At 66.3% G+C, this 21,586-nt stretch carries 19 protein-coding genes; 12 read left to right on the plus strand and 7 right to left on the minus strand.

Going from position 1 to position 21,586, the window contains the following annotated elements; genetic code table 11:
• Positions 1 to 14: 14 nt before the first annotated feature.
• The 3 genes from BTE28158_RS05570 (at position 15) to BTE28158_RS05580 (ending at position 4,047) form a co-directional block, all read left to right on the plus strand.
• Positions 15 to 1,163, plus strand: a complete 1,149-nt coding sequence (locus BTE28158_RS05570; protein WP_059600245.1) for an FAD-binding oxidoreductase — start codon at positions 15 to 17, stop codon at positions 1,161 to 1,163.
• A gap of 139 nt (positions 1,164 to 1,302) precedes the next feature.
• Positions 1,303 to 2,166, plus strand: coding sequence for a glycine betaine ABC transporter substrate-binding protein (locus tag BTE28158_RS05575; protein WP_151047605.1), 864 nt, complete (start codon positions 1,303 to 1,305; stop codon positions 2,164 to 2,166).
• 225 nt (positions 2,167 to 2,391) lie between these two features.
• Positions 2,392 to 4,047: a trimethylamine N-oxide permease gene (locus BTE28158_RS05580; RefSeq protein WP_151047603.1), complete on the plus strand. Its 1,656-nt coding sequence runs from the start codon at positions 2,392 to 2,394 to the stop codon at positions 4,045 to 4,047.
• A 150-nt stretch (positions 4,048 to 4,197) separates the two neighbouring features.
• Here the strand turns inward: BTE28158_RS05580 and purU are convergent, their stop codons facing one another.
• Together purU and BTE28158_RS05590 are read right to left on the minus strand one after the other, a co-directional pair.
• Entirely contained in the window at positions 4,198 to 5,085 is an 888-nt protein-coding gene (gene purU / locus BTE28158_RS05585; RefSeq protein WP_059600242.1) for a formyltetrahydrofolate deformylase, read from the minus strand.
• Between the two features lie 262 nt (positions 5,086 to 5,347).
• Complete coding sequence (locus tag BTE28158_RS05590; RefSeq protein ID WP_124622127.1) at positions 5,348 to 6,274, minus strand: choline sulfate utilization transcriptional regulator; 927 nt, start codon at positions 6,272 to 6,274, stop codon at positions 5,348 to 5,350.
• Positions 6,275 to 6,476: 202 nt separating this feature from the next.
• On the opposite strand from BTE28158_RS05590, the gene betC reads away from it, so the two are divergent.
• From betC to BTE28158_RS05610, 4 genes are all read left to right on the plus strand, one after another.
• Positions 6,477 to 8,012: a choline-sulfatase gene (betC, locus tag BTE28158_RS05595; RefSeq protein ID WP_151047601.1), complete on the plus strand. Its 1,536-nt coding sequence runs from the start codon at positions 6,477 to 6,479 to the stop codon at positions 8,010 to 8,012.
• 45 nt (positions 8,013 to 8,057) lie between these two features.
• Complete coding sequence (gene choX / locus BTE28158_RS05600; RefSeq protein ID WP_151047599.1) at positions 8,058 to 9,026, plus strand: choline ABC transporter substrate-binding protein; 969 nt, start codon at positions 8,058 to 8,060, stop codon at positions 9,024 to 9,026.
• Positions 9,027 to 9,282: 256 nt separating this feature from the next.
• A complete protein-coding gene (locus BTE28158_RS05605; protein ID WP_059534205.1) occupies positions 9,283 to 10,422 on the plus strand; it encodes a porin in 1,140 nt (379 codons plus the stop codon).
• 197 nt (positions 10,423 to 10,619) lie between these two features.
• Positions 10,620 to 11,843 (plus strand): MFS transporter, encoded by a 1,224-nt coding sequence (locus tag BTE28158_RS05610; RefSeq protein ID WP_124622122.1) that lies wholly within the window; start codon positions 10,620 to 10,622, stop codon positions 11,841 to 11,843.
• Positions 11,844 to 11,849: 6 nt separating this feature from the next.
• Here the strand turns inward: BTE28158_RS05610 and BTE28158_RS05615 are convergent, their stop codons facing one another.
• The 5 genes from BTE28158_RS05615 to BTE28158_RS05635 all read right to left on the minus strand — a co-directional run bounded on the left by BTE28158_RS05615 (position 11,850) and on the right by BTE28158_RS05635 (position 17,906).
• Positions 11,850 to 12,212 carry a YbjQ family protein gene (locus BTE28158_RS05615; RefSeq protein WP_059600237.1) on the minus strand — a complete coding sequence of 121 codons (363 nt, stop codon included), beginning with the start codon at positions 12,210 to 12,212 and terminating at the stop codon, positions 11,850 to 11,852.
• Positions 12,213 to 12,328: 116 nt separating this feature from the next.
• A complete protein-coding gene (locus tag BTE28158_RS05620; protein WP_151047597.1) occupies positions 12,329 to 13,582 on the minus strand; it encodes a M20/M25/M40 family metallo-hydrolase in 1,254 nt (417 codons plus the stop codon).
• A gap of 78 nt (positions 13,583 to 13,660) precedes the next feature.
• Complete coding sequence (locus tag BTE28158_RS05625) at positions 13,661 to 15,373, minus strand: M36 family metallopeptidase (RefSeq protein WP_151047595.1); 1,713 nt, start codon at positions 15,371 to 15,373, stop codon at positions 13,661 to 13,663.
• Positions 15,374 to 15,856: 483 nt separating this feature from the next.
• Positions 15,857 to 16,801: a GlxA family transcriptional regulator gene (locus BTE28158_RS05630; protein ID WP_151047593.1), complete on the minus strand. Its 945-nt coding sequence runs from the start codon at positions 16,799 to 16,801 to the stop codon at positions 15,857 to 15,859.
• 142 nt (positions 16,802 to 16,943) lie between these two features.
• Positions 16,944 to 17,906, minus strand: coding sequence for a helix-turn-helix domain-containing protein (locus BTE28158_RS05635; protein ID WP_151047591.1), 963 nt, complete (start codon positions 17,904 to 17,906; stop codon positions 16,944 to 16,946).
• A gap of 241 nt (positions 17,907 to 18,147) precedes the next feature.
• Between BTE28158_RS05635 and BTE28158_RS05640 the strand changes: the two genes are divergently transcribed.
• Genes BTE28158_RS05640 through BTE28158_RS05660 form a run of 5 tightly spaced genes read left to right on the plus strand, consistent with a single transcriptional unit; the run spans position 18,148 to position 21,581 of the window.
• Positions 18,148 to 19,305, plus strand: a complete 1,158-nt coding sequence (locus BTE28158_RS05640; RefSeq protein WP_151047589.1) for an amine dehydrogenase large subunit — start codon at positions 18,148 to 18,150, stop codon at positions 19,303 to 19,305.
• A 7-nt stretch (positions 19,306 to 19,312) separates the two neighbouring features.
• Positions 19,313 to 19,867 carry a MauE/DoxX family redox-associated membrane protein gene (locus tag BTE28158_RS05645; protein ID WP_151047587.1) on the plus strand — a complete coding sequence of 185 codons (555 nt, stop codon included), beginning with the start codon at positions 19,313 to 19,315 and terminating at the stop codon, positions 19,865 to 19,867.
• Positions 19,864 to 20,499 carry a methylamine dehydrogenase accessory protein MauD gene (gene mauD, locus BTE28158_RS05650; RefSeq protein WP_151047585.1) on the plus strand — a complete coding sequence of 212 codons (636 nt, stop codon included), beginning with the start codon at positions 19,864 to 19,866 and terminating at the stop codon, positions 20,497 to 20,499. Before BTE28158_RS05645 ends, mauD begins: the two co-directional genes overlap by 4 nt.
• Positions 20,500 to 20,538: 39 nt before the next feature.
• Positions 20,539 to 21,084 (plus strand): methylamine dehydrogenase light chain, encoded by a 546-nt coding sequence (locus BTE28158_RS05655; protein ID WP_059534225.1) that lies wholly within the window; start codon positions 20,539 to 20,541, stop codon positions 21,082 to 21,084.
• Positions 21,081 to 21,581 carry a c-type cytochrome gene (locus tag BTE28158_RS05660; RefSeq protein WP_151047583.1) on the plus strand — a complete coding sequence of 167 codons (501 nt, stop codon included), beginning with the start codon at positions 21,081 to 21,083 and terminating at the stop codon, positions 21,579 to 21,581. Before BTE28158_RS05655 ends, BTE28158_RS05660 begins: the two co-directional genes overlap by 4 nt.
• Positions 21,582 to 21,586 lie beyond the last annotated feature (5 nt).

A 21,586-nucleotide genomic window follows, 5' to 3' on the forward strand; every position in this document is an offset into this window, starting at 1 on the left:
AAGCGGAGTTACACATGATGCGAGATGCGGCCAATTTCGAGCCGGCGGACAGCCGGGTTACGCACCCGGCGTTCTGGAACGCGCTCCCCGAGCGCTGGACGAGCGACGTCGAGGAGACGCTGGTGTGCTGCCACGTGCGGCAGGAAACCCACGACGTGAAGAGTTTCTTCTTCCGTTCGCCGCAGGGCCGTGCGTTCTCGTTCGAGCCCGGGCAGTTCATCACGCTCGAGCTCGACATCGAAGGCGAGACGATCAACCGGTGCTACACGATCTCGTCGTCGCCGGCGCGGCCGCACACGATCTCGATCACGGTCAAGCGCGTGCCGGGCGGCAAGGTGTCGAACTGGCTGCACGACAACCTGCAACCGGGCGCGTCGGTGCGTGTGCTCGGCCCGGCCGGCGAATTCACGTGCGCGCGGCACCCGGCGCGCAAGTATTTGTTCCTGTCGGCCGGTTCGGGCGTCACGCCGCTGATGTCGATGAGCCGCGCGCACCATGATCTTGCAGAGGATCGCGACATCCTGTTCGTGCACAGCGCACGCACGCCGGACGACATCATCTTCGCGCGCGAACTCGATCTGATCGCGTCGAACCATACGAATTTCCGCACGTCGTTCGTCGTCGAGCGTGTCGGTGCACGCACCAACTGGCCGGGCGTCACGGGCTTCCTGACGCTGCCGCTGCTGAAACTGATCGCACCGGACTTCATGGAGCGCGAGATCTTCACGTGCGGCCCCGCGCCATACATGAAGGCCGTGCGCGACCTGCTCGACGAAGCCGGCTTCGATCGCAAGCAGTATCACGAGGAAAGCTTCTCGTTCGAAACGCTCGCGCAGACCGCGAGCGACGACGTGCTCGCCGAACTCGTGCCGGCCGCCGACGGCGCCGACGTCGCGACGAAGCAGTACACGGTCAGCTTCGCGAAGAGCAACCGCGAGATTTCGTGCGGCTCGGAGCAGCACGTGCTCGACGCGGCGCGCCAATCGGGCGTGCGGCTGCCTGCGTCGTGCACGCAGGGCATGTGCGGCACCTGCAAGGTCAAGCTCGTGTCGGGGCAGGTCGAGATGAAGCACAACGGCGGCATCCGCCAGCGCGAGATCGATCAGGGGATGGTGCTGCTGTGCTGCAGCAAGCCGTTGTCGGATCTTGTGATCGACAAATAATCAATACGAGCCATTGCATGTCCGGGGGCGTCGCGTCGCGTCCGGACAAGCATCCGTCGGAAAACAACGATACCGCGGAATTGTGGTTGAAGAACCTAGAGAGACAACGCGCACGGTGCGCATTTCAAGGAGATCGACCATGAAGTTGTTCGGAAAACTGTTGTGGACCGGCGCACTGTCGGCGATGGTGGCACTGAGCGCGTCGGCGCTCGCCGATACGAAGCCCACGCTGAAGATCGGCTACGTCGAGGGCTGGGACGACAGCGTCGCGACGTCGAACGTCGCGGCCCGCGTGATCGAGAAGAAGCTCGGCTACCAGGTCCAGCTCGTACCGGTCGCTGCCGGGATCATGTGGCAGGGCGTGGCACGCGGCGACCTCGACGCGACGCTGTCCGCGTGGCTGCCCGTCACGCACGGTTCCTACTGGGGCGAATACAAGGCGAAGGTTGTCGATCTCGGCACGAACTTCCCCGACGCGAAGATCGGCCTGATCGTCCCCGACTACGTGAAGGCGAAGAGCATTGACGATCTGAATGCCGAGAAAAGCAGCTTCGGCGGCCGGATCGTCGGCATCGACGCGGGCGCGGGCGTGATGCGCAAGACCGACGAAGCGATCAAGAGCTACGGCCTGAACTACACGCTGATGCCGAGCTCGGGCAGTGCGATGACGGCCGAGCTGTCGCGCTCCGTCGGCGCGAACAAGCCGGTGATCGTGACCGGCTGGGCGCCGCACTGGATGTTCGCGAAGTGGAAGCTGCGCTTCCTCGAGGATCCGAAGAAGGTGTTCGGCGGCGCGGAGCACGTCGACAGCGTCGTGAATCCGCAGCTCGAAACGAAGGCCAAGCCGGTTGTCGCGTTCCTGAAGAAGTTCCAGTGGAAGCCGGGCGAGATCGACAGCGTGATGCTCGCGATCCAGAACGGTTCGAAGCCGGAAGCGGCCGCCGATGCATGGATTGCGGCGCATGCGGACCGCGTGAATTCGTGGACTGAAGGCGCACAGTAAGATCGCGGCGGTTCGTCGCGCGAAATCATAAAACAACACGCCGGGAATGGCCTGAAGGAATCCGAAATAATCGAGGATTCATGCGGCCGTATCCCGGTTTTCTTTTTCCGATTCTGCAAAGATGCGCGTAAGTTGTTACACTAGCGCCCTCGTGCGGAATCATCTGCTTTGCATCAGACCGGAGTAAGCGCTGAAGTGCTCACTCTGATCGAGAGGAGGAATTGGATGAATCAGGCAGGACTGCGTGCTAATCGCACCAGTGGAGTTGAGGCAACCATCTCACATGATTCGACGGGCCACACGCTGCACCGTGGCCTGACTTGGAAAGACGCATTCTGGGTAACGAGCGGCGTGCCGGCAGGCGTGCTGTTCACGATCGGCGGCGTATGCGCGACGATCGGCCAGCCCGCGTGGGCGATCTGGATCGCCGCGATCACGATGGGGCTGATTCAAAGCGCGACTTATGCGGAAATATCGGGGCTATTTCCCCATAAATCGGGCGGCGCGTCGGTGTATGGCGCGATCGGCTGGGTTCGATACAGCAAGCTGATTGCCCCGGTTTCCGTGTGGTGCAACTGGCTCGCGTGGTCGCCGATGCTCGCGCTCGGCTGCGGCCTCGCGGCGAGCTATGCACTCACGAGTCTCTTTCCCGCCGATGCGGCGGTGCTGCACTGGCAGCTCAAGGTTGCGGACCTCGGGTTCATCAAGCCCGGTCTTTCCCTTCGGATCAACGCGACATTCATCATCGCGACGATTCTGCTTCTCATCACGTTCAAACTGCAGCACAGCGGCGCGTCGAAGGCGGCACGCACGCAGCGCATCCTCGGCATCGCGTCGCTCACGCCGCTCTTGATCGTCGGCATCGTGCCGTTCGTCACCGGCGACGTGCCGATGTCGAACCTGCTTCCGCTGCTGCCGCTCGGTCATGATGCGCAAGGCAACCTCACGACCGCGACCTTCGGATCGTGGAACGGGCAGGGCGTCACGATGGCGCTCGGCGCGATGTTCATGGCCGGCTGGGCGTCGTACGGCTTCGAGACGGCCGTCTGCTATACGCGTGAATTCCGTGATCCGCGTCGCGACACCGCGAAAGCGATCTTCTGGTCGGGCGCGCTGTGTCTCGTCGTGATGACGCTCGTGCCGATGGCGTTCCAGGGCGCGCTCGGCACGCAGGCGATGCTCGATCCGTCGATCGGCGACGGCACCGGCGTCGCGGCCGCGATGGCGAAGATCGTCGGCGGCGGCGCATGGGTCGCGAATGCGGTCGTCGTGATGCTGATGCTGTCGATCCTGCTGATCGTGATGACGTCGATGATGGGCTCGTCGCGCACGCTGTACCAGGCATCGGTCGACGGCTGGCTGCCGAAGTATCTGTCGCACGTGAACGAGCACGGCTCGCCCACGCGGGCGATGTGGACCGATCTCGGCTTCAACCTCGTGTTGCTGATGATGTCGGACTACATGACGGTGCTGTCGATCTCGAACGTCTGCTACATGCTGTTCGTATTCCTGAACCTTCAGTCCGGCTGGATCCACCGGATGGATCGCGGCGACTGGGATCGGCCGTTCCGCTGCCCGACCTGGCTGCTCGTCGCCGGTTCGATCTGCGGCTACGCGAACCTCGTCTATGTCGGCGCGGGTGCGAACCTGCAGGGCGAAGGCACGCTGCGCAACGGGCTGATCGCGATGCTGCTGATCGTGCCGGTGTTTCTCTATCGCCACTACTGGCAGGATCGCGGCCGGTTCCCGGCGCAGATGCAGCGCGACATGGAACTCGAGGTGCCGAAGCGCGCGATGTGGCTGAACCTGATGCCGTATGCGGCGCTGGTCGGCGCGGGCCTCACGATCTGGCTGTCGTACCACTTCGCGTGGGTGAAGTGAGCACCTGACCACGGCACGCGCGGCGCGTGACGAATCCGGACACCGCACCCGGAGCCGTCGCGCGAAGCGTCGAACGTCAGGCGATAAAAAACCCGACCGGTTGTTGCTGCCGGTCGGGTTTTTTGTTGGCTGCGCGCCGAATGTATGTGCTTACGGAAACACCACCGTCCGGTCGCCGTTCAGGAACACGCGGCGCTCGATGAACGCCTTCACCGCGCGTGCAAGCGTGATGCATTCGACGTCGCGGCCGACCGCGAGCAGTTGCTCGGGACGCAATGCGTGATCGACGCGTTCGACCACCTGCTCGATGATCGGACCTTCGTCGAGATCGTCGGTCACGAAGTGCGCGGTCGCGCCGATCAGCTTCACGCCGCGTGCATGCGCCTGGTGATACGGCTTCGCGCCCTTGAAGCCGGGCAGGAACGAGTGATGGATGTTGATTGCGCGGTTCGCGAGCTTCGCGCTGGTTTCCTGCGACAGCACCTGCATGTAGCGCGCGAGGATCACGAGTTCGGCACCGCTCGATTCGAAGAAGTCGAGCCACTGCGCTTCCTGCTGCGCCTTGGTGTCGGCCGTGATCGGGAAGTGGCGGAACGGCAGCCCGTGCTGCGCGGCGAGCGGCTCGAAATCCGGATGGTTCGACACGATGCCGACGATGTCCATCTTCAGCTCGCCCATCCGCCAGCGGAACAGCAGGTCCGCGAGGCAATGCTCGAGCTTCGACACCATGATCAGCACTTTCGGGCGCGCGTTCACGTCGTGGATCGCCCATTGCGTGTCGCCTTCACCGCCGCCGGCGAGCCCGGTCGCGATCGGCCCGAACTCCTGGCGCAACGCGTCGATCTGTAGCGTCTCATCCGTCGGATGAAACACGCAGCGCACGAAGAAGTGGTTGCTGAGATCGTCGTCGAACACGTTCAGCGCATCGACGTAGCAGCGATGGCGCTCGAGAAAGCCGACGACGGCGGCGACCTGGCCGGCCGCGCTCGGGCACGACAGCGTCAGGACGAATTGATCGGGGCGTGAGTCGGCGGTCATGAAATTCCTCGGAGTCATGGGGCGCGAACCCGCGCGGCGGCGCACCGGGGCGCCAGGCTACGCGGGTAGCGGGAGACTCAAGTAAATCAGGCCGTTTTCGGCGCGGATAGAACCAACCCGCCGTGTGGCTGGTATCGGCGCGCCAGCGCGGCCGGGCGGGGGCGGCGCTTCATGTGCGGGCTCGCCGGCGAGCGTCGGGCGGCGGGGCGCAGCCGGTACGGCCGGCGTCGGGCGCATATCCTCCGGCCGGCCGGACGATCGTTCAGGCAGGTGCGCACGCATCCAGCAGCCAGCGCCGGAACACGTGGGTCGCGTCCGGCTCGGGGCGCTGCGGTGGACGCACGAGGAAGTAGCCGCGCGACGTGACGACCGGCGCGTCGACGAGCTTCACGAGCTGCCCGGACGCGACGAGCTCGTCGACGAGCGGCGACCAGCCGAGCGCGACACCCTCGCCGAGCAGCGCAGCATGGATCACGAGCGCATAGCTGTTGAAGGTCACGCCGCGCGCGGCGGCCGGCGCGTCCTGGCCGTGCGCGTCGAACCAGCCGGCCCACGACAGCCAGCGTTCGGGGCGCGTCGGCTGCACGTGCAGCAGCGGCAGCGCATGCAGGTGGTCGGGCCGGGCGACGTGTGGGTGCGCGGCGCGGAACGCGGGCGAGCAGACCGGGGTGACGGATTCCGGAAAGAGCCGCGCGGCCGTGCACGACGGCCAGTGGCCATCGCCGAACAGGATCGCGATGTCGGCGTGGTCGCGCTGCGCGTCGAAGTCCTGTGACGTGACGACCCGCACGTCGACGTCCGGCATCACGCGTTTCAGGCCCGCGAGGCGCGGCATCAGCCAGTAGGTCGCGAAACCGAAATCCGTGACGATCGTGAGTGCGCCATGCTCGCGGCGCGCGCGCAGCGTCGCGGTGGCGCCGCGCAGCGTGTCGAGGCTCACCCGCACGGCTTCGTACAGGCACTGGCCGTCGCTCGTCAGCGTGACGCCGCGCGGGCTGCGCTCGAACAGCGGCACGCCGAGTTCCGCCTCGAGCTGGAACACCTGCTGGCTCACGGCCGGCTGCGTCGAGCCGAGCTCGCGCGCGGCGGCCGTGAAGCTCTGGAGACGGGCGGCCGATTCGAACGCGCGCAGCGCCTGCATCGACGGTAACGGTTCGGATTTCGACATAAGTCTCTCTAATGGCCTCATAAGGGCCGGACGCCTTCCCGCGCGAATTCGGGCGGGGGATAGTGCTTCGGACGGCACGGCACCGTACCGATCCTTCCGCGATTCTAGCCAGTCGCGGCCGGTGCGCGCGGCACTTTCTTCACGCTGCGTCCGTCATGCTGGCTGCGCCGCTGCCCAGGCGTCGCACCGTTCCGTTCGAACACCGATTTCCCCACGACCGCCGATGACGAACCCGACTCCCAACATCCTGATCCTGATGGCCGACCAGTTGACGCCGTTCGCGTTGCCGGCCTACGGCAATCGCGTCGCACGCACGCCGACGCTCGACCGGCTCGCCTCGCAAGGCGTGGTGTTCGATGCTGCGTATTGCGCGAGCCCGCTGTGCGCGCCATCGCGCTTCTCGCTGCTGACCGGCAAGCTGCCTTCGGGTATTGGCGCTTACGATAACGCCGCCGAACTGCCGGCGCAAACGCTGACCTTCGCGCACTACCTGCGCGCGGGCGGCTACCGCACGATGCTGTCCGGCAAGATGCATTTCTGCGGCCCCGACCAGCTGCACGGCTTCGAGGAGCGGCTGACGACCGACATCTATCCCGCCGACTTCGGCTGGGTGCCCGACTGGGACCGCCCGACCGAGCGGCCGAGCTGGTATCACAACATGAGCTCGGTGCTCGAGGCCGGCCCGTGCGTGCGCACGAACCAGCTCGACTTCGACGACGAAGTCACGTTCGCGGCGAAGCAGAAGCTCTATGACGTCGCGCGCGAGCGTGCGGCCCGGCATGACGAGCGGCCGTTCTGCATGGTCGTCTCGCTGACGCATCCGCACGATCCGTACGCGATCACGCGCGAATACTGGGATCTGTACAGCGATGACGAGATCGACATGCCGGCCGTGCGGCTCGATGCGGCCGAGAGCGATCCGCATTCGCAGCGGCTGCGCTTCGTCTGCGAAAACGACCGCACGCCGCCGACCGACGCGCAGATCCGCGCCGCGCGCCGCGCGTACTACGGCGCGACGTCCTACGTCGACGCGCAGTTCGGCAGCGTGCTGGCCACGCTCGACCAATGCGGGTTCGCAGACGACACGATCGTGATCGTCACGTCCGACCACGGCGACATGCTCGGCGAGCGCGGGCTCTGGTACAAGATGACGTTCTTCGAGGGCGGGTGCCGCGTGCCGTTGATCGTGCATGCGCCGGGCCGCTTCGACGCCGCGCGCGTACGCGGACCGGTATCGCACGTCGACCTGCTGCCGACGCTCGTCGACCTGGCTGGCGCGGCGCCGGCCGGCGGCTGGCCCGACGCGATCGACGGCGCGAGCCTCGTGCCGCATCTGCGGGGCGCGAGCGCGCACGACGTCGCGCTGGGCGAATACCTTGCGGAAGGGGCGGTCGCGCCGGTCGTGATGATCCGCCGCGGCGACTGGAAGTACGTGCATTGCCCGGCCGACCCAGACCAGCTCTACAACCTCGCCGACGATCCGCGCGAGCGTACGAATCTGGCCGGTCTGCCCGAAGCTGCCGACGTGCTCGCCGCATTCCGTGCGGAGGCGGCGCGGCGCTGGAACCTGCCGGAACTCGACGCCCAGGTGCGCGCGAGCCAGCGGCGGCGCCGGTTCCATTACGCGGCGACGACGCAGGGCCGCATCCAGGCATGGGACTGGCAGCCGTTCACCGACGCGAGCCAGCGCTACATGCGCAATCACATCGAACTCGACACGCTCGAAGCGATGGCGCGCTTTCCGCGCGTCGGGCGCTGAACGTACCGCATCGCGGTCATTGACGAACGACGGAGGAAGCGAATCATGAAACGGCAATGCAATGCAGCAATCCGGAGGCTCGGCACGGCGCTGGCCGCGGCCGCGTGCGTGGTGGCGATGCAGTCCGCACACGCCGCCGATCCGCAGACGTGTCGCGACGTGAAGATGGCGGCGCCCGGCTGGACCGACATCGACGCGACGAACGCGATGGCCGGCGTCGTGCTGAAGGCGCTCGGCTACCGGCAGGACGTCGCGAACCTGTCGGTGCCGATCACATACCAGGGCTTGAAGAAAGGGCAGGTCGACGTGTTCCTCGGCAACTGGATGCCCGCGCAGGCGCCGCTCGTGAAGCCGTTCGTCGACGAGAAGTCGATCGACGTGTTGCACGCGAACCTGAGCGGCGCGAAGTTCACGCTGGCCGTGCCCGACTACGTCGCGGCGGCTGGCGTGCACACGTTCGCCGATCTCGCGCGCTACGCGGACCGCTTCGGCGACAAGATCTACGGGATCGAGCCCGGCGCGCCCGCGAACCAGAACATCAAGCGGATGCTGTCCGACCATGCGCTCGGGTCCGCGAACTGGTCGCTCGTCGAATCGAGCGAGACGGGGATGCTCACGCAGGTCGAGCGCGCGGTGCGGGACAAGCGCTGGATCGTCTTTCTCGCGTGGGAGCCGCACCTGATGAACACGAAGTTCCACTTGACCTACCTGTCGGGCGGCGACGCGTATTTCGGCCCGAACTATGGCGGCGCGACCGTCAACACGGTGACGCGCCCGGGCTTTGCCGGCCAGTGCGCGAACCTGGTGCGGCTGTTCCGGCAGATGACGTTCTCCGTGGACGTCGAGAACCGCATGATCGCGGACATGCTCGACCACAAAACGTCGCCCGCGCTCGCGGCGCAGCATGTGCTGAAGGCCGACCCGGCGCTCGTCGAGGGCTGGCTGGACGGCGTGACGACCGCATCCGGCACGCCGGCCCTGCCGGCCGTGCGCGCGGCGCTCGACGCCCGCTGACCTGCCTCCGGGCGGCCGGTTTTTGCCGTGCCGCCCGTCTCGGTGTTTTCCCGACCAGTCGCATCAAGACCATTTGGTGTCGCCTTCAGACTGGTGGCCTGAAATATGGGTTTGTATTTTTCGCCAATGGCTGCGTTATTGCGGAAAACGAAATGCCGAAGCCAGCGGACGTAACGAATTCGAATCAGCCGGCGTATTGCTGCGCGCGCCAGGCCACGGTTCTTTCCATCGAAGGGTTCAGGGAGGGTGGTCGACAATGAAGCAAAAGAAAGTTGCCGTAGCCGCCGCGCTGGCATGCGCGGCCTGTATTCCCGCCATCGGCCACGCGCAGAGCAGCGTGACGCTATACGGGATTCTCGATGCGGGCATTACGTACGTGAACAACACGGGCGGTTCGCACGTGGTCAAGTTCGATGACGGCGTTTCCTACGGGAACCGCTTCGGCCTGAAGGGCACGGAAGATCTCGGCGGCGGCCTGAAGGCCGTGTTCGCGCTCGAGAGCGGGTTCCACCTCGGCAACGGCCAGCTCGGCTTCGGCGGGGCGGAGTTCGGGCGGCAGGCTTATGTCGGTCTCCAGAACGACTGGGGCACGCTGTCGTTCGGCAACCAGCTGGACATCACCAACGAGCTCGTGTCGATCTACAACATCTCGGCATGGGGCAGCGGCTACGCGATCCACCAGGGCGACTTCGACCGTTTCAATGGCGACCGCCTGCCGAACTCGGTCAAGTTCCTGTCGAACGACCTGAGCGGCTTCAAGTTCGGCGCGATGTACTCGTTCGGCAACGTCGCCGGCAACTTCCATCGCAACAGCGCATGGAGCGCGGGCGCAAGCTACACGAAGGGCGACTTCTCGATCGGCGCCGCTTACACGCGCCTGAACAACCCGAACGGCATCTATGCGTTCGACCCGTACGCGATGATCGGCACGCATACGTTCCTCGGCCAGCAGACCGTGACCGTCGATCCGGCGACCGGCGCCCGCACCGACCTGTTCGCGAACACCGCGATGGACGTCGACAGCCAGGGCACGTTCGGCATCGGCACGAGCTACACGATCGGCAAGCTGTCGCTCGACGCGAACTTCTCGTACACGACGATCAAGGGCTTCGGCCAGTCGTCGCACATGCAGGTGTACGAAGGCGGCGGCCTGTACCAGTTCACGCCGGCGCTGAGCTTCATCGCGGGCTACCAGCACACGCGCTTCGAAGGCCACCACTGGAACCAGGGCACGGCCGGCCTGCACTACCTGCTGTCGAAGCGCACCGACGTGTACATCTCCGGCGATTACCTGCGTGCGTCGCAGGGTGTCGATGCCGTGATCGGGTACAGCTTCACGCCGTCGACGACGCAGACGCAGGCCGATGTGCGGATCGGGATGCGGCATTCGTTCTGAGCGGGGTGGGGTAGTTCATTCGACGTCTTCAGCGAGGTCTCTCTTTGGCGCGAACCGCGGTTCGCGCTTTTTTTTTTGCACGGTGCGGTGCCGCGCGTGGCGGACGCGCGCGAGACGAGGTTTCGGCGGTTGGCGATATCATCGCGGTTTGATGCGCCCCGTGTCTCGCCGATCGCCCGCTTCCACACATCCCTCCGATGACCGCACCGTTACCCGCCAACCTGTTCCGCCACGCACCGTTCCAGCGCTTTTGGGGCACGCGCGTGATGTCGTCGCTCGCGTTCCAGATCCTGTCGGTCGCGATCGGCTGGTACGTCTATGCGCTCACGCACAGCGCGTTCGCGCTCGGTCTCGTCGGGCTCGCGCAGTTCGTGCCGATGTTCGCGCTGACGCTCGTCGTCGGGCAGGTGGCCGACCGCTACGATCGCCGGCGCATCGCGACGATCTGCCAGAGCGTCGAGGCGCTGGCCGCCGGCGTATTCCTGCTCGGCACCGCGAAAGGGGGGCTCACCGCACCGGGCGTGTATGCGCTTGCGGCGATCGTCGGCACCGCGCGCGCGTTCGAATCGCCGTCGGTGTCGTCGCTGCTGCCGGCCGTCGTGCCGCGCGGCGACCTGCCGCGCGCGACCGCGCTATCGACGTCCGCGAACCAGGCCGCGCAGATTCTCGGGCCGGCGTTCGGCGGGCTGCTGTATGGCGTCGGCGCGCCCGCCGCGTTCGGCACGAGCGTCGTCGCGTTCGCGATCGCGGCGGTGCTGAGCGGCACGATTCCGCTGCGCAGCGCGCCCCCCGCCCGCGAGCCGGTTACGCTGCGCTCGGTGTTTTCCGGTATCGCGTTCATCCGGCGCGAACCGGCGATCCTCGGTGCGTTGTCGCTCGATCTGTTCGCGGTGCTGTTCGGCGGCGCGACCGCGCTGCTGCCGATCTATGCGCGCGACATTCTGCAGGTCGGGCCGTGGGGGCTGGGGGCGTTGCGCGCGGCGCCCGCGGTCGGCGCACTCGCAGGCACGCTGTGGCTCACGCGTTTTCCGTTGAAGGGGCGGCCCGGCCGCGCGATGTTCGGCGGCGTGATCGCGTTCGGCATCGCAACCATCGTGTTCGGGCTGTCGAGGCATTTCGCGGTGTCGCTCGTCGCGCTGGCGGCGTTGGGTGCGTCGGACGTCGTGAGCGTCGTCGTGCGCCTGTCGCTCGTGCAACTACGTACGCCCGACGACATGCTCGGCCGCGTGAGCGCGGTCAACTCGTTGTTCATCGGTACGTCGAACCAGCTCGGCGAATTCGAATCGGGTGTGACGGCGGCGTGGTGGGGCGCGCCGGCCGCGATCGTCGTCGGCGGCGCGGCGACGATCGCCGTCGCGCTGACATGGATGAAGCTGTTTCCTCAGCTGACCAACATGAAGTCGCTCGAACGCGACGCATGACGCGCGTCAGGCATCCTGCGTCACGCGCACGGCCGTGCCGTAGCAGATGACTTCCGTCACGCCCGACCCGATCTCGGTCGAGTCGTAGCGCATCGCGACGATCGCGTTCGCGCCGAGCTTGCGCGCGTCGGCGAGCATCTTGTCGAATGCCTGCTCGCGCGCCTTCTCGCACAGCGACGTATAGAGCGTGATGTTGCCGCCGAAGATGGTCTGCAGCGCCGCACCGAACGAGCCGACGATCGAGCGCGAACGCACGATGATGCCCTGCGCGACGCCGAGCGAACGGACGGTCGTGTGGCCGGGCAGGTCGAACGCGGTCGTGACGCGCTCGGGCGAGAGATCGTCGGCGGAGCGGGGGAGGTCGGTCATGGATGTGCACCGTGTTGCGGAAGTGATCGAACGACGATTCTATCCGGAACGGGAAACGCGCTCGAATGGGCGCGCACGACGCGCGCGCCGGTGCGGCTCGAGGCGGCGAGGTCGCGTCAGCGTTTTACGGTTGCGCTGCCGTCACCGCCGAGATCGACTGCATACGCGAGCGCCAGCTTGCCGAACTTCAGCGCGTGGTTCGCCTGCCGGTCCGAATTCTCCAGCGTGTCGTTCACGGTATGGATGTACGGACTGTCGTTCTGGTCGGCCTCGAACGGGAACGACGCCGGATAACCCTGCGCATTCCAGGACGCGTGGTCCGAACAGGCATATCCGCATTGCGACGTGCCGATCGCGAGTTCCGGCAGATACGCCTTCGCCAGGTTCGTCAGGTAGGTGTTCTGCGCGGTGCTCGTGTAGTCGGTGATCAGGTAGATGTCTTTCGGATCGCCCTTGTAGTTCGTCATGTCCAGCTGCAGCACGCCAACCACGTTCGCATTCTGCGTGCGGAACTGCTTGGCGATCGCCTTCGATCCGAGCAGCCCGGCTTCCTCGGCCGCGTAGCCGACGAACTTGATCGTTCGCTTCGGCCGGTAGTCGTTCGCGAGCAGCACGCGCAGCGCTTCGGTCAGGCTGGCAATGCCGGACGCATCGTCGTCGGCGCCAGGCGAGCGCGTGTTTTCAGTCGTGCGGCCGACCGTCGAATCGAGGTGGCCGCCCAGCACGACCGTGCCCGCGGCGGGATCGCTGCCGCGAATCGTCAGGATCACGGATTTCTGCGGGAAGCCCGTATGCGCGAACTGCTCGACGGCGATGTCGGTGCGCGAGCCGGCCAGTTGCTTCCACTGCAGCGCGAGCCAGTCCGATGCGGCGACGCCGTGCGACGTCGTGTAGTAGCGGTTCGTGAAGCCGGACATCGATGCGATCGTGCCGACGATGTTACTGGCCTGCAGTTGCTGCACCCAGGTCTTGATCTGCGGCGCGTTCGACACCGTGTAAGCGGTCGCGGCCACCTGTTTCGCGAGCGCCGCGGGTACCGGCTGCAACGCCAGGCGTGCGTCGTCGAACGAGTCGTGCACGATGTAGCCGGGCCCGTGGCCGCGTGCATGGTGTACCGCATGGGCGAGTTCGCCGAGCCGCGCGTCGTCGATCTCGACGACGTGCACGGTTTCGCGGCGCGCGGCGCCGTCGGCCGTCTTGCCGGCGTCGACCGTGGTGCTGTATTGCGCGGTCGCGCTCGCATCGATGCGTTGAAGCTGGCGGAAAGCGGTGTCGCCGAGCGTGATCCACACCGGCGTGGCGTGCGCGGCGGCGGTCAGCAGCATGCCGCCCAGCGCGGCGCTCAGGCGGGTCAATGTCAGAGTAGGCATGTTCGATCTCGTGAGGATGGCGATGTCGAGGAAGAGGGCGCGCCGCAGGTCGTGCGACGCCCCCCGCCTGCTGCGGAATTACGACTTCTGCGGCACGGTCACGCCGTACGTGCAACTCTTGTTGTACGCATTGCCGATCGCCGTGAGCTGCGCGCTGCTGTAGCCGAGCGCGGCGGCGGCTGTCAGCACCGCTTGCGCGGCGGCCTTCTGGTTCGTCGAGCTGTTGGTCATCGACAGGCCCTTCAGGAACGCCTTGTCCATCGCCTGCGCGCCGATCGCGTCGCGCGCGACGAGGTTGCACGACGCCCAGTACTGGCCGGCCGTGTGGATCTCGGCGCCGCGTGCCTGCGCGTAGGTCCGCCCGACGTTCCAGTTCGTCACGCGGCCGCCCCAGTATTCGTTGTGGCCGTCCCAGTTGTAGACCCAGTGATACTGCGCGTCGGACGGGCTCCACTGGTTGAAGTCGCGGCTGTACGCGGCGGCGAGATAGTCGCCGGTGCCTTCCGACAGGCCTTCCTGCTGTGACAGGCCGCCGTTGGTCACCCAGTCGTGGATGCCGTGGCCGAGTTCGTGGATCACGACGTCCGCATCTTCCGCGTCGTCGACACCGCCCTGCCCGAAGGTGAGCCGGCCGCTGCTCGACGAGTACGACGAGTTGTCGTCCCCCGATTCGCCGTGCGGGTCGTACTGCACGCCGCCCGTGTACTGGTACGGCATCGCCTTGATGCCGAGCGTCTGATTCACGTAACGAAGGAACGTGTCGATGTGGTAGTACGTGTTCACCGCCTCGAAGTACAGGTTGCCGCGCGTGAACTCGAATGCGGGCGTGGCCTGTGCCGGGCAGGCGTTGTCGCGCGGCGCATCGAAATCGACGCACGACGCATACGGGCCCGACAGCACGTAGCGTGAATTCGACTGCGCGAGATCCTTCAGCGTCACGCGTACGCGCGAGGCCGTGAGCTGCGTGGAGTCCGCATCGTTGTTGTCCTTGTAGCCGGTGCTGCCGTAGCTGCTCTTCGTCGACGAAAGCGGATCCGGCCGGAACACGAAACCGGTGCCGTCGGTCGCATAGAACGCCTTGTCCTCTGCGCGCAGCACTTCGCCGCTGCCCGCGTCGATCAGCAGTTCCCAGTCGCCCTTCGGGCCGTCCTGCGGGCGGCCGCGCACCTTCCATGCGGTATGCGTGCCGGCCTTGTCGACGAACGCGACGAGCTGCGCGTCGAGGTTCGTGAAGCCGCCGACGCCGAGATACGCGCGCGCGCGGTCGAGCGCCTGCTGCTGGTCGACGGCCTGCGCCTTGCGCGCGGTGGCGACCACGCCGTTGATCGTGTTGCTCGCGACGTACAGGATGCGGCCGTCCTTCGCGACCGTCACCGCGATGTCGCTGCCGTATACGGGCAGCCCGGCCGCCTGCTGCTGGAAGCGCACGACGGTGAAATCGGCGTCGTCGCGCTCCGACGTCACCGCGAGGCTTGCGAGCGCGGCTGGGTCGAGCCCGAGCTGCGTTGCCTGCGATGCGACGAAATCGCGCGCGGCGGCGGCGGGCGTGGCGGCCGCCTTCTTCGCGCGATACGCGGGGTTGTACAGCGTGACGGCGACGCCGTCCGCGCGGAACTGACCCGCGGCCGTATCGGCCTTGGTCGCAGCCGGTGCCACGCCGCGCGTCAGGCTTTCGCGCAGGCTCGACGCCTGCGGGTTCGCGACCTTGGTATCGGCCGCGCTGCCGCCGACGATGCCGAAGCCGAGCGCGAGACCCAGGGCGAGCGGCAATGCTTTGCGTGATGTCTGCATACGTGATCCTCATCTCAACGGTTGAACACGCCCGCGCGCTTGTGGCGAGCAGGCACGACACGGCCCACGCGCCGGCTCGATGGAACCGGTGCGAGAAAGCGGTGCAGGGAGATTCGACTGACTGAGGACGACTAAGCGTCAGGTCGAAACGAATTGAAGCGGAAAGGTGGCGGGGAAGCGAACGGAAGGCAGGTGCGGCGACGGCGAAGCGAGCATCGTCATGTCATACCCCTCGGATCGGCATTGATGGCGGTTTGGCAGCCTGCGTGGCGCGACGTGTGTCAGGCCCGGGCTCTCATCTCCTTAGGGCTGCCTATCTAATTAATTGCGAGGTATGTTACAGAATATTTTCGGCGACATTGCAATTTATTTTCGAAGGCCGCTTCGGTCCGTCGATCAATCGGCGGCATTGTTCATCGAATGACGTGAAACGCTGTCGAAGCGCGCAATAGCGCGCCGGATTGTACGTAAAAGCGGCGCTGCTCAGCGCGTCGCGCGGCGGTCGCTGCGCGGGCTCACGCCGAAACGCGAGCGATACGCGCGCGAGAAATGTGACGGCGATTCGAAGCCGCATGCGACGCAGACCGACGTGATGCTCATGTCGGTCTGCTGCAGCAGCTCGCGGGCGCGATCGAGGCGCAGGTTGAGGTAGAAGTGTGTCGGCGTGTCGTTCAGCGTCGCGCTGAACAGCCGTTCGAGCTGGCGCCGCGTGATCGACACGTCCTGCGCGAGCGCGTCCGAGCCGAGCGGGCTCTCCATATGCCGCTGCATCATGTCGATCACCTGGATCAGCTTGCGGTTGTGCACGCCGTAGCGCGCGGCGATCTCGAGCCGCTGGCTGTCCGAGCGTTGCCGGATGCGGCTGACGACGAACTGCTCGGAGATCGCCGCCGCGAGATCGGCGCCGTGCCGTCTCCCGATCAGGTCGAGCATCATGTCGATCGACGCGGTGCCGCCCGCGCAAGTGATGCGCCGGTCGTCGATCTCGAACAGTTCCTGCGTCGCGTTCAGGCCGGGATAGCGTTCGCGGAACGCGGCAAGCGCTTCCCAGTGCAGCGTGAGCGTTTGCGATGCGTCGAACAGCCCGGCTTCCGCGAGCACGAAGCTGCCGGTGTCGATGCCGCCGAGCGTCGCGCCGTGCCGGTTCTGGCGGCGCAGCCAGTCGCCGAGTGCGCGGTCGTAGCACACCAGCGGATCGAAGCCGGCGACGACGAACACCGTCTCGACCTGCGCGACGTCCGCGTACGCGGCTTCGGCGGCGACCGGGATGCCGTTGCTCGCGGCGACGGGCGCGCCGTCCGCGCTGATCACGTGCCAGCGGTACAGCTCGGTGCGAAAGCGGTTCGCGACGCGCAGCGGTTCGACCGCCGACATGAAGCCGAGCGCTGAGAAGCCGGGCAGCAACAGAAAGTGGAAATCCTCGGGCATCGGGGCGTGGGGTGGAATCGGGTGGTCGTCACGTACGGGCGCGACGCAACGTGGCACGGCGAGCGGGCAGGCACGCGCATGCCGCGCCCGGCTCGCGCAAGCAGAACGTTCAACGCACGATTATCGCGGGTTTTGCAGGTGCTCAGCGCGTTTTTGCGCCGCGCACCGCGCGGCGCGCTGTCGTCGAAGGCAGTTCGCCGAACTGGGCCTTGTACGCGTTCGCAAAATGCCCGAGGTGGATGAAGCCCCAGCGCGCGGCCGCTTCGCTGATCGGCAGGTCGGACTGCCGCGTGTCGAGCAGCAGACGTCGCACCTGCGCGAGGCGTAGCGAGCGCGTGTAGTTCAGCGGGCCGGTTTGCGCGACCGACTGGAAGCTGTTCTGCATCGTGCGCCGGCTCACGCGCAGTTGCGTGCACAGGCTCAGGATGTCGACGGGCGCCTCCGGGTGCTCGATCACGTAGTCGTGCACGCGCCGCACGATGTCGGCATGGCACGCATGCGTCAGACGATTCGACGGCTCGGGCATGCGATACGTGAGCAGATCGACGAGCACGTTCGCGACATCGCTGCGCAGCCCGGACTGCGCGCGCGCCGTATCGAACGTATCGGGCGCCGACAGCACGCGTTCGAGCAGCGTCGCGAGCTGCACGCTCGCGCGTTCGCGTGCGGCGACCGGCACATCGGCGACGCCGCGCCGCAACGCGCGCTCGTCGAGCCGGACATCGGCGGCATCCTCGATTTGCTGCATCAGCTCGGAATCGACGACCACGCCGATCAGCGACATGTCGTCGGGCGAATGGAGTTCGAAAGGCGAGCCGCCGCGCGCCAGTACGATCGTGCCGCGCTCGATGCGCGCATCGCCGAATGCGAAGGTTCCGGAGCCGGTGAGCGGCATGCCGAACACCGTATGGCCGGGCGGCAGGCGCCCGCGCTGGATGATGCGCACGTTCGCCGCTTCCTGGAACAGTTGCACGCCGTCGAACTCCGCGTGCTTGACCGCGCTGCGATACGAGCCGGAGCCGATCTGGTCATAGCGCTGATCCCAACCGCGCAGCGCCTCGGCATGCCGGTCCGCGTCGTCGAACATCTGATGAAACACGAGCATGGCGCCTCCGGCGGTCGTTCGGACCGCGCAAGATTAAACCGACCGCACGGTCGGTGCAATACGGATGAGCGCTATTTCCGTGGGGGTTTTGGAGGGGGCGGAAGGTGTCGACCACGGGTGCCTTTCAGGCGGTTTTCCAATATCCCGAATCGGCACGCACGCGTTGCCGGTCCGGGTGCTGAACGGATTTATTGTCGAACTACAGTCGCCCCACATAACGTGAATCCCAACTGGAGGCGACATGAGAACAAGGCGACGCACCGCGGCTTTCGCGGCGACGCTGGCGTTCGCGGCGGCGTGGGCCGGCAGCGCATACGCGACAGAAAAGCCCGAGGAACTGGTCGTGCAGAAGATGCCGCCGTGGCATCCGCACGAGGTGTACGTTGTCGATATCGCAATGCCGACGATGACCGACGGACGCATCTTCGTGTACGACGCCGACGCAAAGAAGCTGCTCGGCCAGATCGATGGCGGCTTCGCGCCGGGCCTCGCGATCTCGCCCGACCACAAGACGAGCTTCATCGCGACGACCTATTTCTCGCGCGGCTCGCACGGCACGCGCACCGACGTCGTCGAGATGACCGACAACACGACACTCGACCACACGGGCGAGATCGTGATTCCGGCGAAGCACGGGCAGCACGTGCCGTCGCCGTACAACACCGCGTTCAGCGCCGACGGCAAGCGGTTGTACGTCGCGAACATCACGCCGGCCGCGTCGGTGACGGTGATCGACGCGGTGTCGAGGGCGGTGCTGTCGGAGATCGATACCGCGGCATGCGTGCTTGCCTATCCGTCAGGGAACGACCGGTTCACCGCGCTGTGCGAGAGCGGCAAGGCGCTCACCGTCACGCTCGACGCGAACGGCAAGGAGGTGAAGCGCACGATGTCCGATGCATTCATCGACGTCGACAATGATCCGGCCTTCATCAACGCGTCGCGCTACCACGGCGGCTATCTGTTCACGACGTACCACGGCAACGTGCGCAGCGCCGACTTCAGCGGCGACAAGCCGGCGTTCGGCAAGTCGTGGTCGTTGCTGACCGACGCCGAGCGAGCCGAAGGCTGGCGCCCGGGCGGCATGCAGCTGACGGCCGTGCAGGTGAAGCAGAACCGCTACTACGTGCTGATGCACAAGGGCGGGGACGGCACGCACAAGGATCCCGGCACGCAGGTCTGGGTGTACGACCTGAAGTCGAAACAGCGTGTCGCGCGCTGGGACCTCGCGCAGCTGAAGGTCGATCCGCTCGTGTCGATCCAGGTCAGCGAGGACGACAAGCCGCTGTTCTACGGGCTGACGGGCACGTCCGATCTTGCCGTGATGGACGCGCAGACGGGCAAGCCGCAGCACGTCGAGAAGCAGATCGGCAGTACGTCGACGCTGCTCGTGAACCCGTGAGGCCGCGATGACGCTCGATCCCGTACTTGCCACCAGCGCGCAGGCAGGTGCTGCCGTCGTCGTGCTGCTCGGCGCCTTCGCCAAGGTCCGCCGGCCCGCGGCGTTCCGGCAGGCGCTCGCCGGCTATCGCCTGCTGCCTGAGGTACTCAACGCGCCCGCCGCGTTCGCGATTCCGCTCGCGGAAGCCGTCTGCGCCGCAGCGCTGCTGTTTCCCGATACGCGCACGACCGGCGCGCTCGGCCTGATCGCATTGCTGCTCGTCTTCGCGGCCGGCATGACGATCAACATCCTGCGCGGCCATACCGACATCGACTGCGGCTGCTCCGGTTTTGCCGCCGCGCGCGCGGATGCGCCGCGCGGCATCGGCTGGCTGCACGTCGCGCGCGTGCTGCTGCTCGTCGTGCTGGCCGCGATCGCGTTCGTCGAACCGGGCAGCCGCGCGATCGTGTGGTTCGACTACCTGACGCTGTTCTCTTCCGTGCTTTTGATCGTCTGCGCGCTGCTCACCGTCGACGTGCTGCTCGCCAACGTACCGCGCCTTTCCCACCTGAGGAATTCATGATGCAAACCGCTCTCACCGTTTCCACCGCCTTGCTGTGGGTCGCCGTTCTCGCGCTCGGCGCGATCTGTCTCGCGCTCGTGCGTCAGATCGGCATCCTGTACGAACGGATCATGCCGGCCGGCGCGTTGATGATCGACAAGGGGCCGGCGGTCGGCGCGATCGCGCCGACGTTCGAGCTGACCGACATTCGCGGCTCGCAGGTGAAGGTCGGCGGTATCGATGCATCGGGCAACGCGACGCTGCTGTTCTTCCTGTCGCCGACGTGCCCGGTCTGCAAGAAGCTGCTGCCGCTGTTGCCGTCGCTGCAGGCGAGCGAATCGACGCCGGTGAACATCGTGCTCGCGAGCGACGGCGATCTCGACGACCACACGCGCTTCGCACAGAAGCACGACCTCGCGCGTTTCCCGTACGTGCTGTCGCAGGAGCTGGGCCTCGCGTATCAGATCGGCAAGCTGCCCTACGCGGTGCTGCTCGACGACACCGGTACCGTGCGCGCAAAGGGTCTCGTCAACACCCGCGAGCATCTCGAGAGCCTGTTCGAAGCGAAGGAGCGTGGCGTTGCGTCGCTGCAGCAGTTCGTGCACGGCAATCTCGACCATGGCGGTCACGAAGGGCACGCGCAGCACGCGTGACCGGCCGGCTCCCTTTCAACGTCAACGGAGAACAACCACATGGGCCTGTTTGATTCATGGTTCGAGCGGTCGGCGCGCGGCGTCGCGCAGCATAGTTCGCGGCGCAGCGCGATGGCGAAGCTCGGCAAGGTGCTGGTCGGATCGGCGATGCTGCCGCTCTTGCCCGTCGATCGCACCGCATATGCAGCGGATGCAGCATCGGGCGCATCGGCGGCTTCGGGGGCTGCCGCGCCGGGCGCGAGCGACGATCCGATGAGCTGCGATTACTGGAAATACTGCGCCATCGACGGCTGGCTGTGCAGCTGCTGCGGCGGTACGTCGAGCAGTTGCCCGCCGGGCACGACGCCGTCGCCGATCACGTGGATCGGCACGTGCCGCAACCCGCACGACGGTTCGGACTACATCGTGTCGTACAACGATTGCTGCGGAAAGACGTCGTGCGGCAAGTGCTTCTGCAACCGCAATGAGCGCGAGAAGCCGCTGTACAAGCTGTCGCTGAACAACGACATCAACTGGTGCATGGCGAACGGCAATTCGAATTACCACTGTTCGGTTTCGGTCCTGCTGGGGGCGGCGAAGCAATGAAAATGAAGCAAGCTGGAACGATGGTGGTCGCGTGCGTGGCGGCTGTTGCGGGTTTTGCGTGGCCGGGTCTCGCCGGTGCGCAGCAGGCTGTCCACTACCCGGCGGGCAAGAGCCTGTTCGATGCGCAGTGCGCGGTGTGTCACCAGGCGGGCGGCAAGGGGCAGGACGGCCTCGCGCCGCCGCTGACCGAGTACCCGGGCAGGTATGCAACGGCCGATGCGGGCCGTGCGCAGCTTGTCGCGACGCTGTTGCACGGGATGTTCGGCGAAATCACGGTGCACGACAAGCGCTACAACTTCAAGATGCCGTCGTTCGCGAGTGCGAGCGATGACGATATTGCGAACGTGCTCAACTATGTCGTATTCGATCTCAACGACGAGCACGGCGACGCGAAGCCGTTCACGGCGGCCGACATTCGCGCGGCACGCGCGAAGGAGATGGACGGCACGGCCGTTCATGCGCAACGTGCGGTCGTGACGAAGGGGCTGGGGCTTTGAATACC

The organism is Burkholderia diffusa (assembly GCF_902499115.1).
Classification (GTDB): Bacteria; Pseudomonadota; Gammaproteobacteria; order Burkholderiales; family Burkholderiaceae; genus Burkholderia; species Burkholderia diffusa.

Bases quoted from the DNA above. Each gene is read 5' to 3' on its own strand.
- BTE28158_RS05570 (WP_059600245.1), top strand. From the start codon at position 15: ATGATGCGAGATGCGGCCAATTTCGAGCCGGCGGACAGCCGGGTTACG.
- BTE28158_RS05575 (WP_151047605.1), top strand. From the start codon at position 1,303: ATGAAGTTGTTCGGAAAACTGTTGTGGACCGGCGCACTGTCGGCGATG.
- BTE28158_RS05580 (WP_151047603.1), top strand. From the start codon at position 2,392: ATGAATCAGGCAGGACTGCGTGCTAATCGCACCAGTGGAGTTGAGGCA.
- purU (WP_059600242.1), bottom strand. From the start codon at position 5,085: ATGACCGCCGACTCACGCCCCGATCAATTCGTCCTGACGCTGTCGTGC.
- BTE28158_RS05590 (WP_124622127.1), bottom strand. From the start codon at position 6,274: ATGAGGCCATTAGAGAGACTTATGTCGAAATCCGAACCGTTACCGTCG.
- betC (WP_151047601.1), top strand. From the start codon at position 6,477: ATGACGAACCCGACTCCCAACATCCTGATCCTGATGGCCGACCAGTTG.
- choX (WP_151047599.1), top strand. From the start codon at position 8,058: ATGAAACGGCAATGCAATGCAGCAATCCGGAGGCTCGGCACGGCGCTG.
- BTE28158_RS05605 (WP_059534205.1), top strand. From the start codon at position 9,283: ATGAAGCAAAAGAAAGTTGCCGTAGCCGCCGCGCTGGCATGCGCGGCC.
- BTE28158_RS05610 (WP_124622122.1), top strand. From the start codon at position 10,620: ATGACCGCACCGTTACCCGCCAACCTGTTCCGCCACGCACCGTTCCAG.
- BTE28158_RS05615 (WP_059600237.1), bottom strand. From the start codon at position 12,212: ATGACCGACCTCCCCCGCTCCGCCGACGATCTCTCGCCCGAGCGCGTC.
- BTE28158_RS05620 (WP_151047597.1), bottom strand. From the start codon at position 13,582: ATGCCTACTCTGACATTGACCCGCCTGAGCGCCGCGCTGGGCGGCATG.
- BTE28158_RS05625 (WP_151047595.1), bottom strand. From the start codon at position 15,373: ATGCAGACATCACGCAAAGCATTGCCGCTCGCCCTGGGTCTCGCGCTC.
- BTE28158_RS05630 (WP_151047593.1), bottom strand. From the start codon at position 16,801: ATGCCCGAGGATTTCCACTTTCTGTTGCTGCCCGGCTTCTCAGCGCTC.
- BTE28158_RS05635 (WP_151047591.1), bottom strand. From the start codon at position 17,906: ATGCTCGTGTTTCATCAGATGTTCGACGACGCGGACCGGCATGCCGAG.
- BTE28158_RS05640 (WP_151047589.1), top strand. From the start codon at position 18,148: ATGAGAACAAGGCGACGCACCGCGGCTTTCGCGGCGACGCTGGCGTTC.
- BTE28158_RS05645 (WP_151047587.1), top strand. From the start codon at position 19,313: ATGACGCTCGATCCCGTACTTGCCACCAGCGCGCAGGCAGGTGCTGCC.
- mauD (WP_151047585.1), top strand. From the start codon at position 19,864: ATGATGCAAACCGCTCTCACCGTTTCCACCGCCTTGCTGTGGGTCGCC.
- BTE28158_RS05655 (WP_059534225.1), top strand. From the start codon at position 20,539: ATGGGCCTGTTTGATTCATGGTTCGAGCGGTCGGCGCGCGGCGTCGCG.
- BTE28158_RS05660 (WP_151047583.1), top strand. From the start codon at position 21,081: ATGAAAATGAAGCAAGCTGGAACGATGGTGGTCGCGTGCGTGGCGGCT.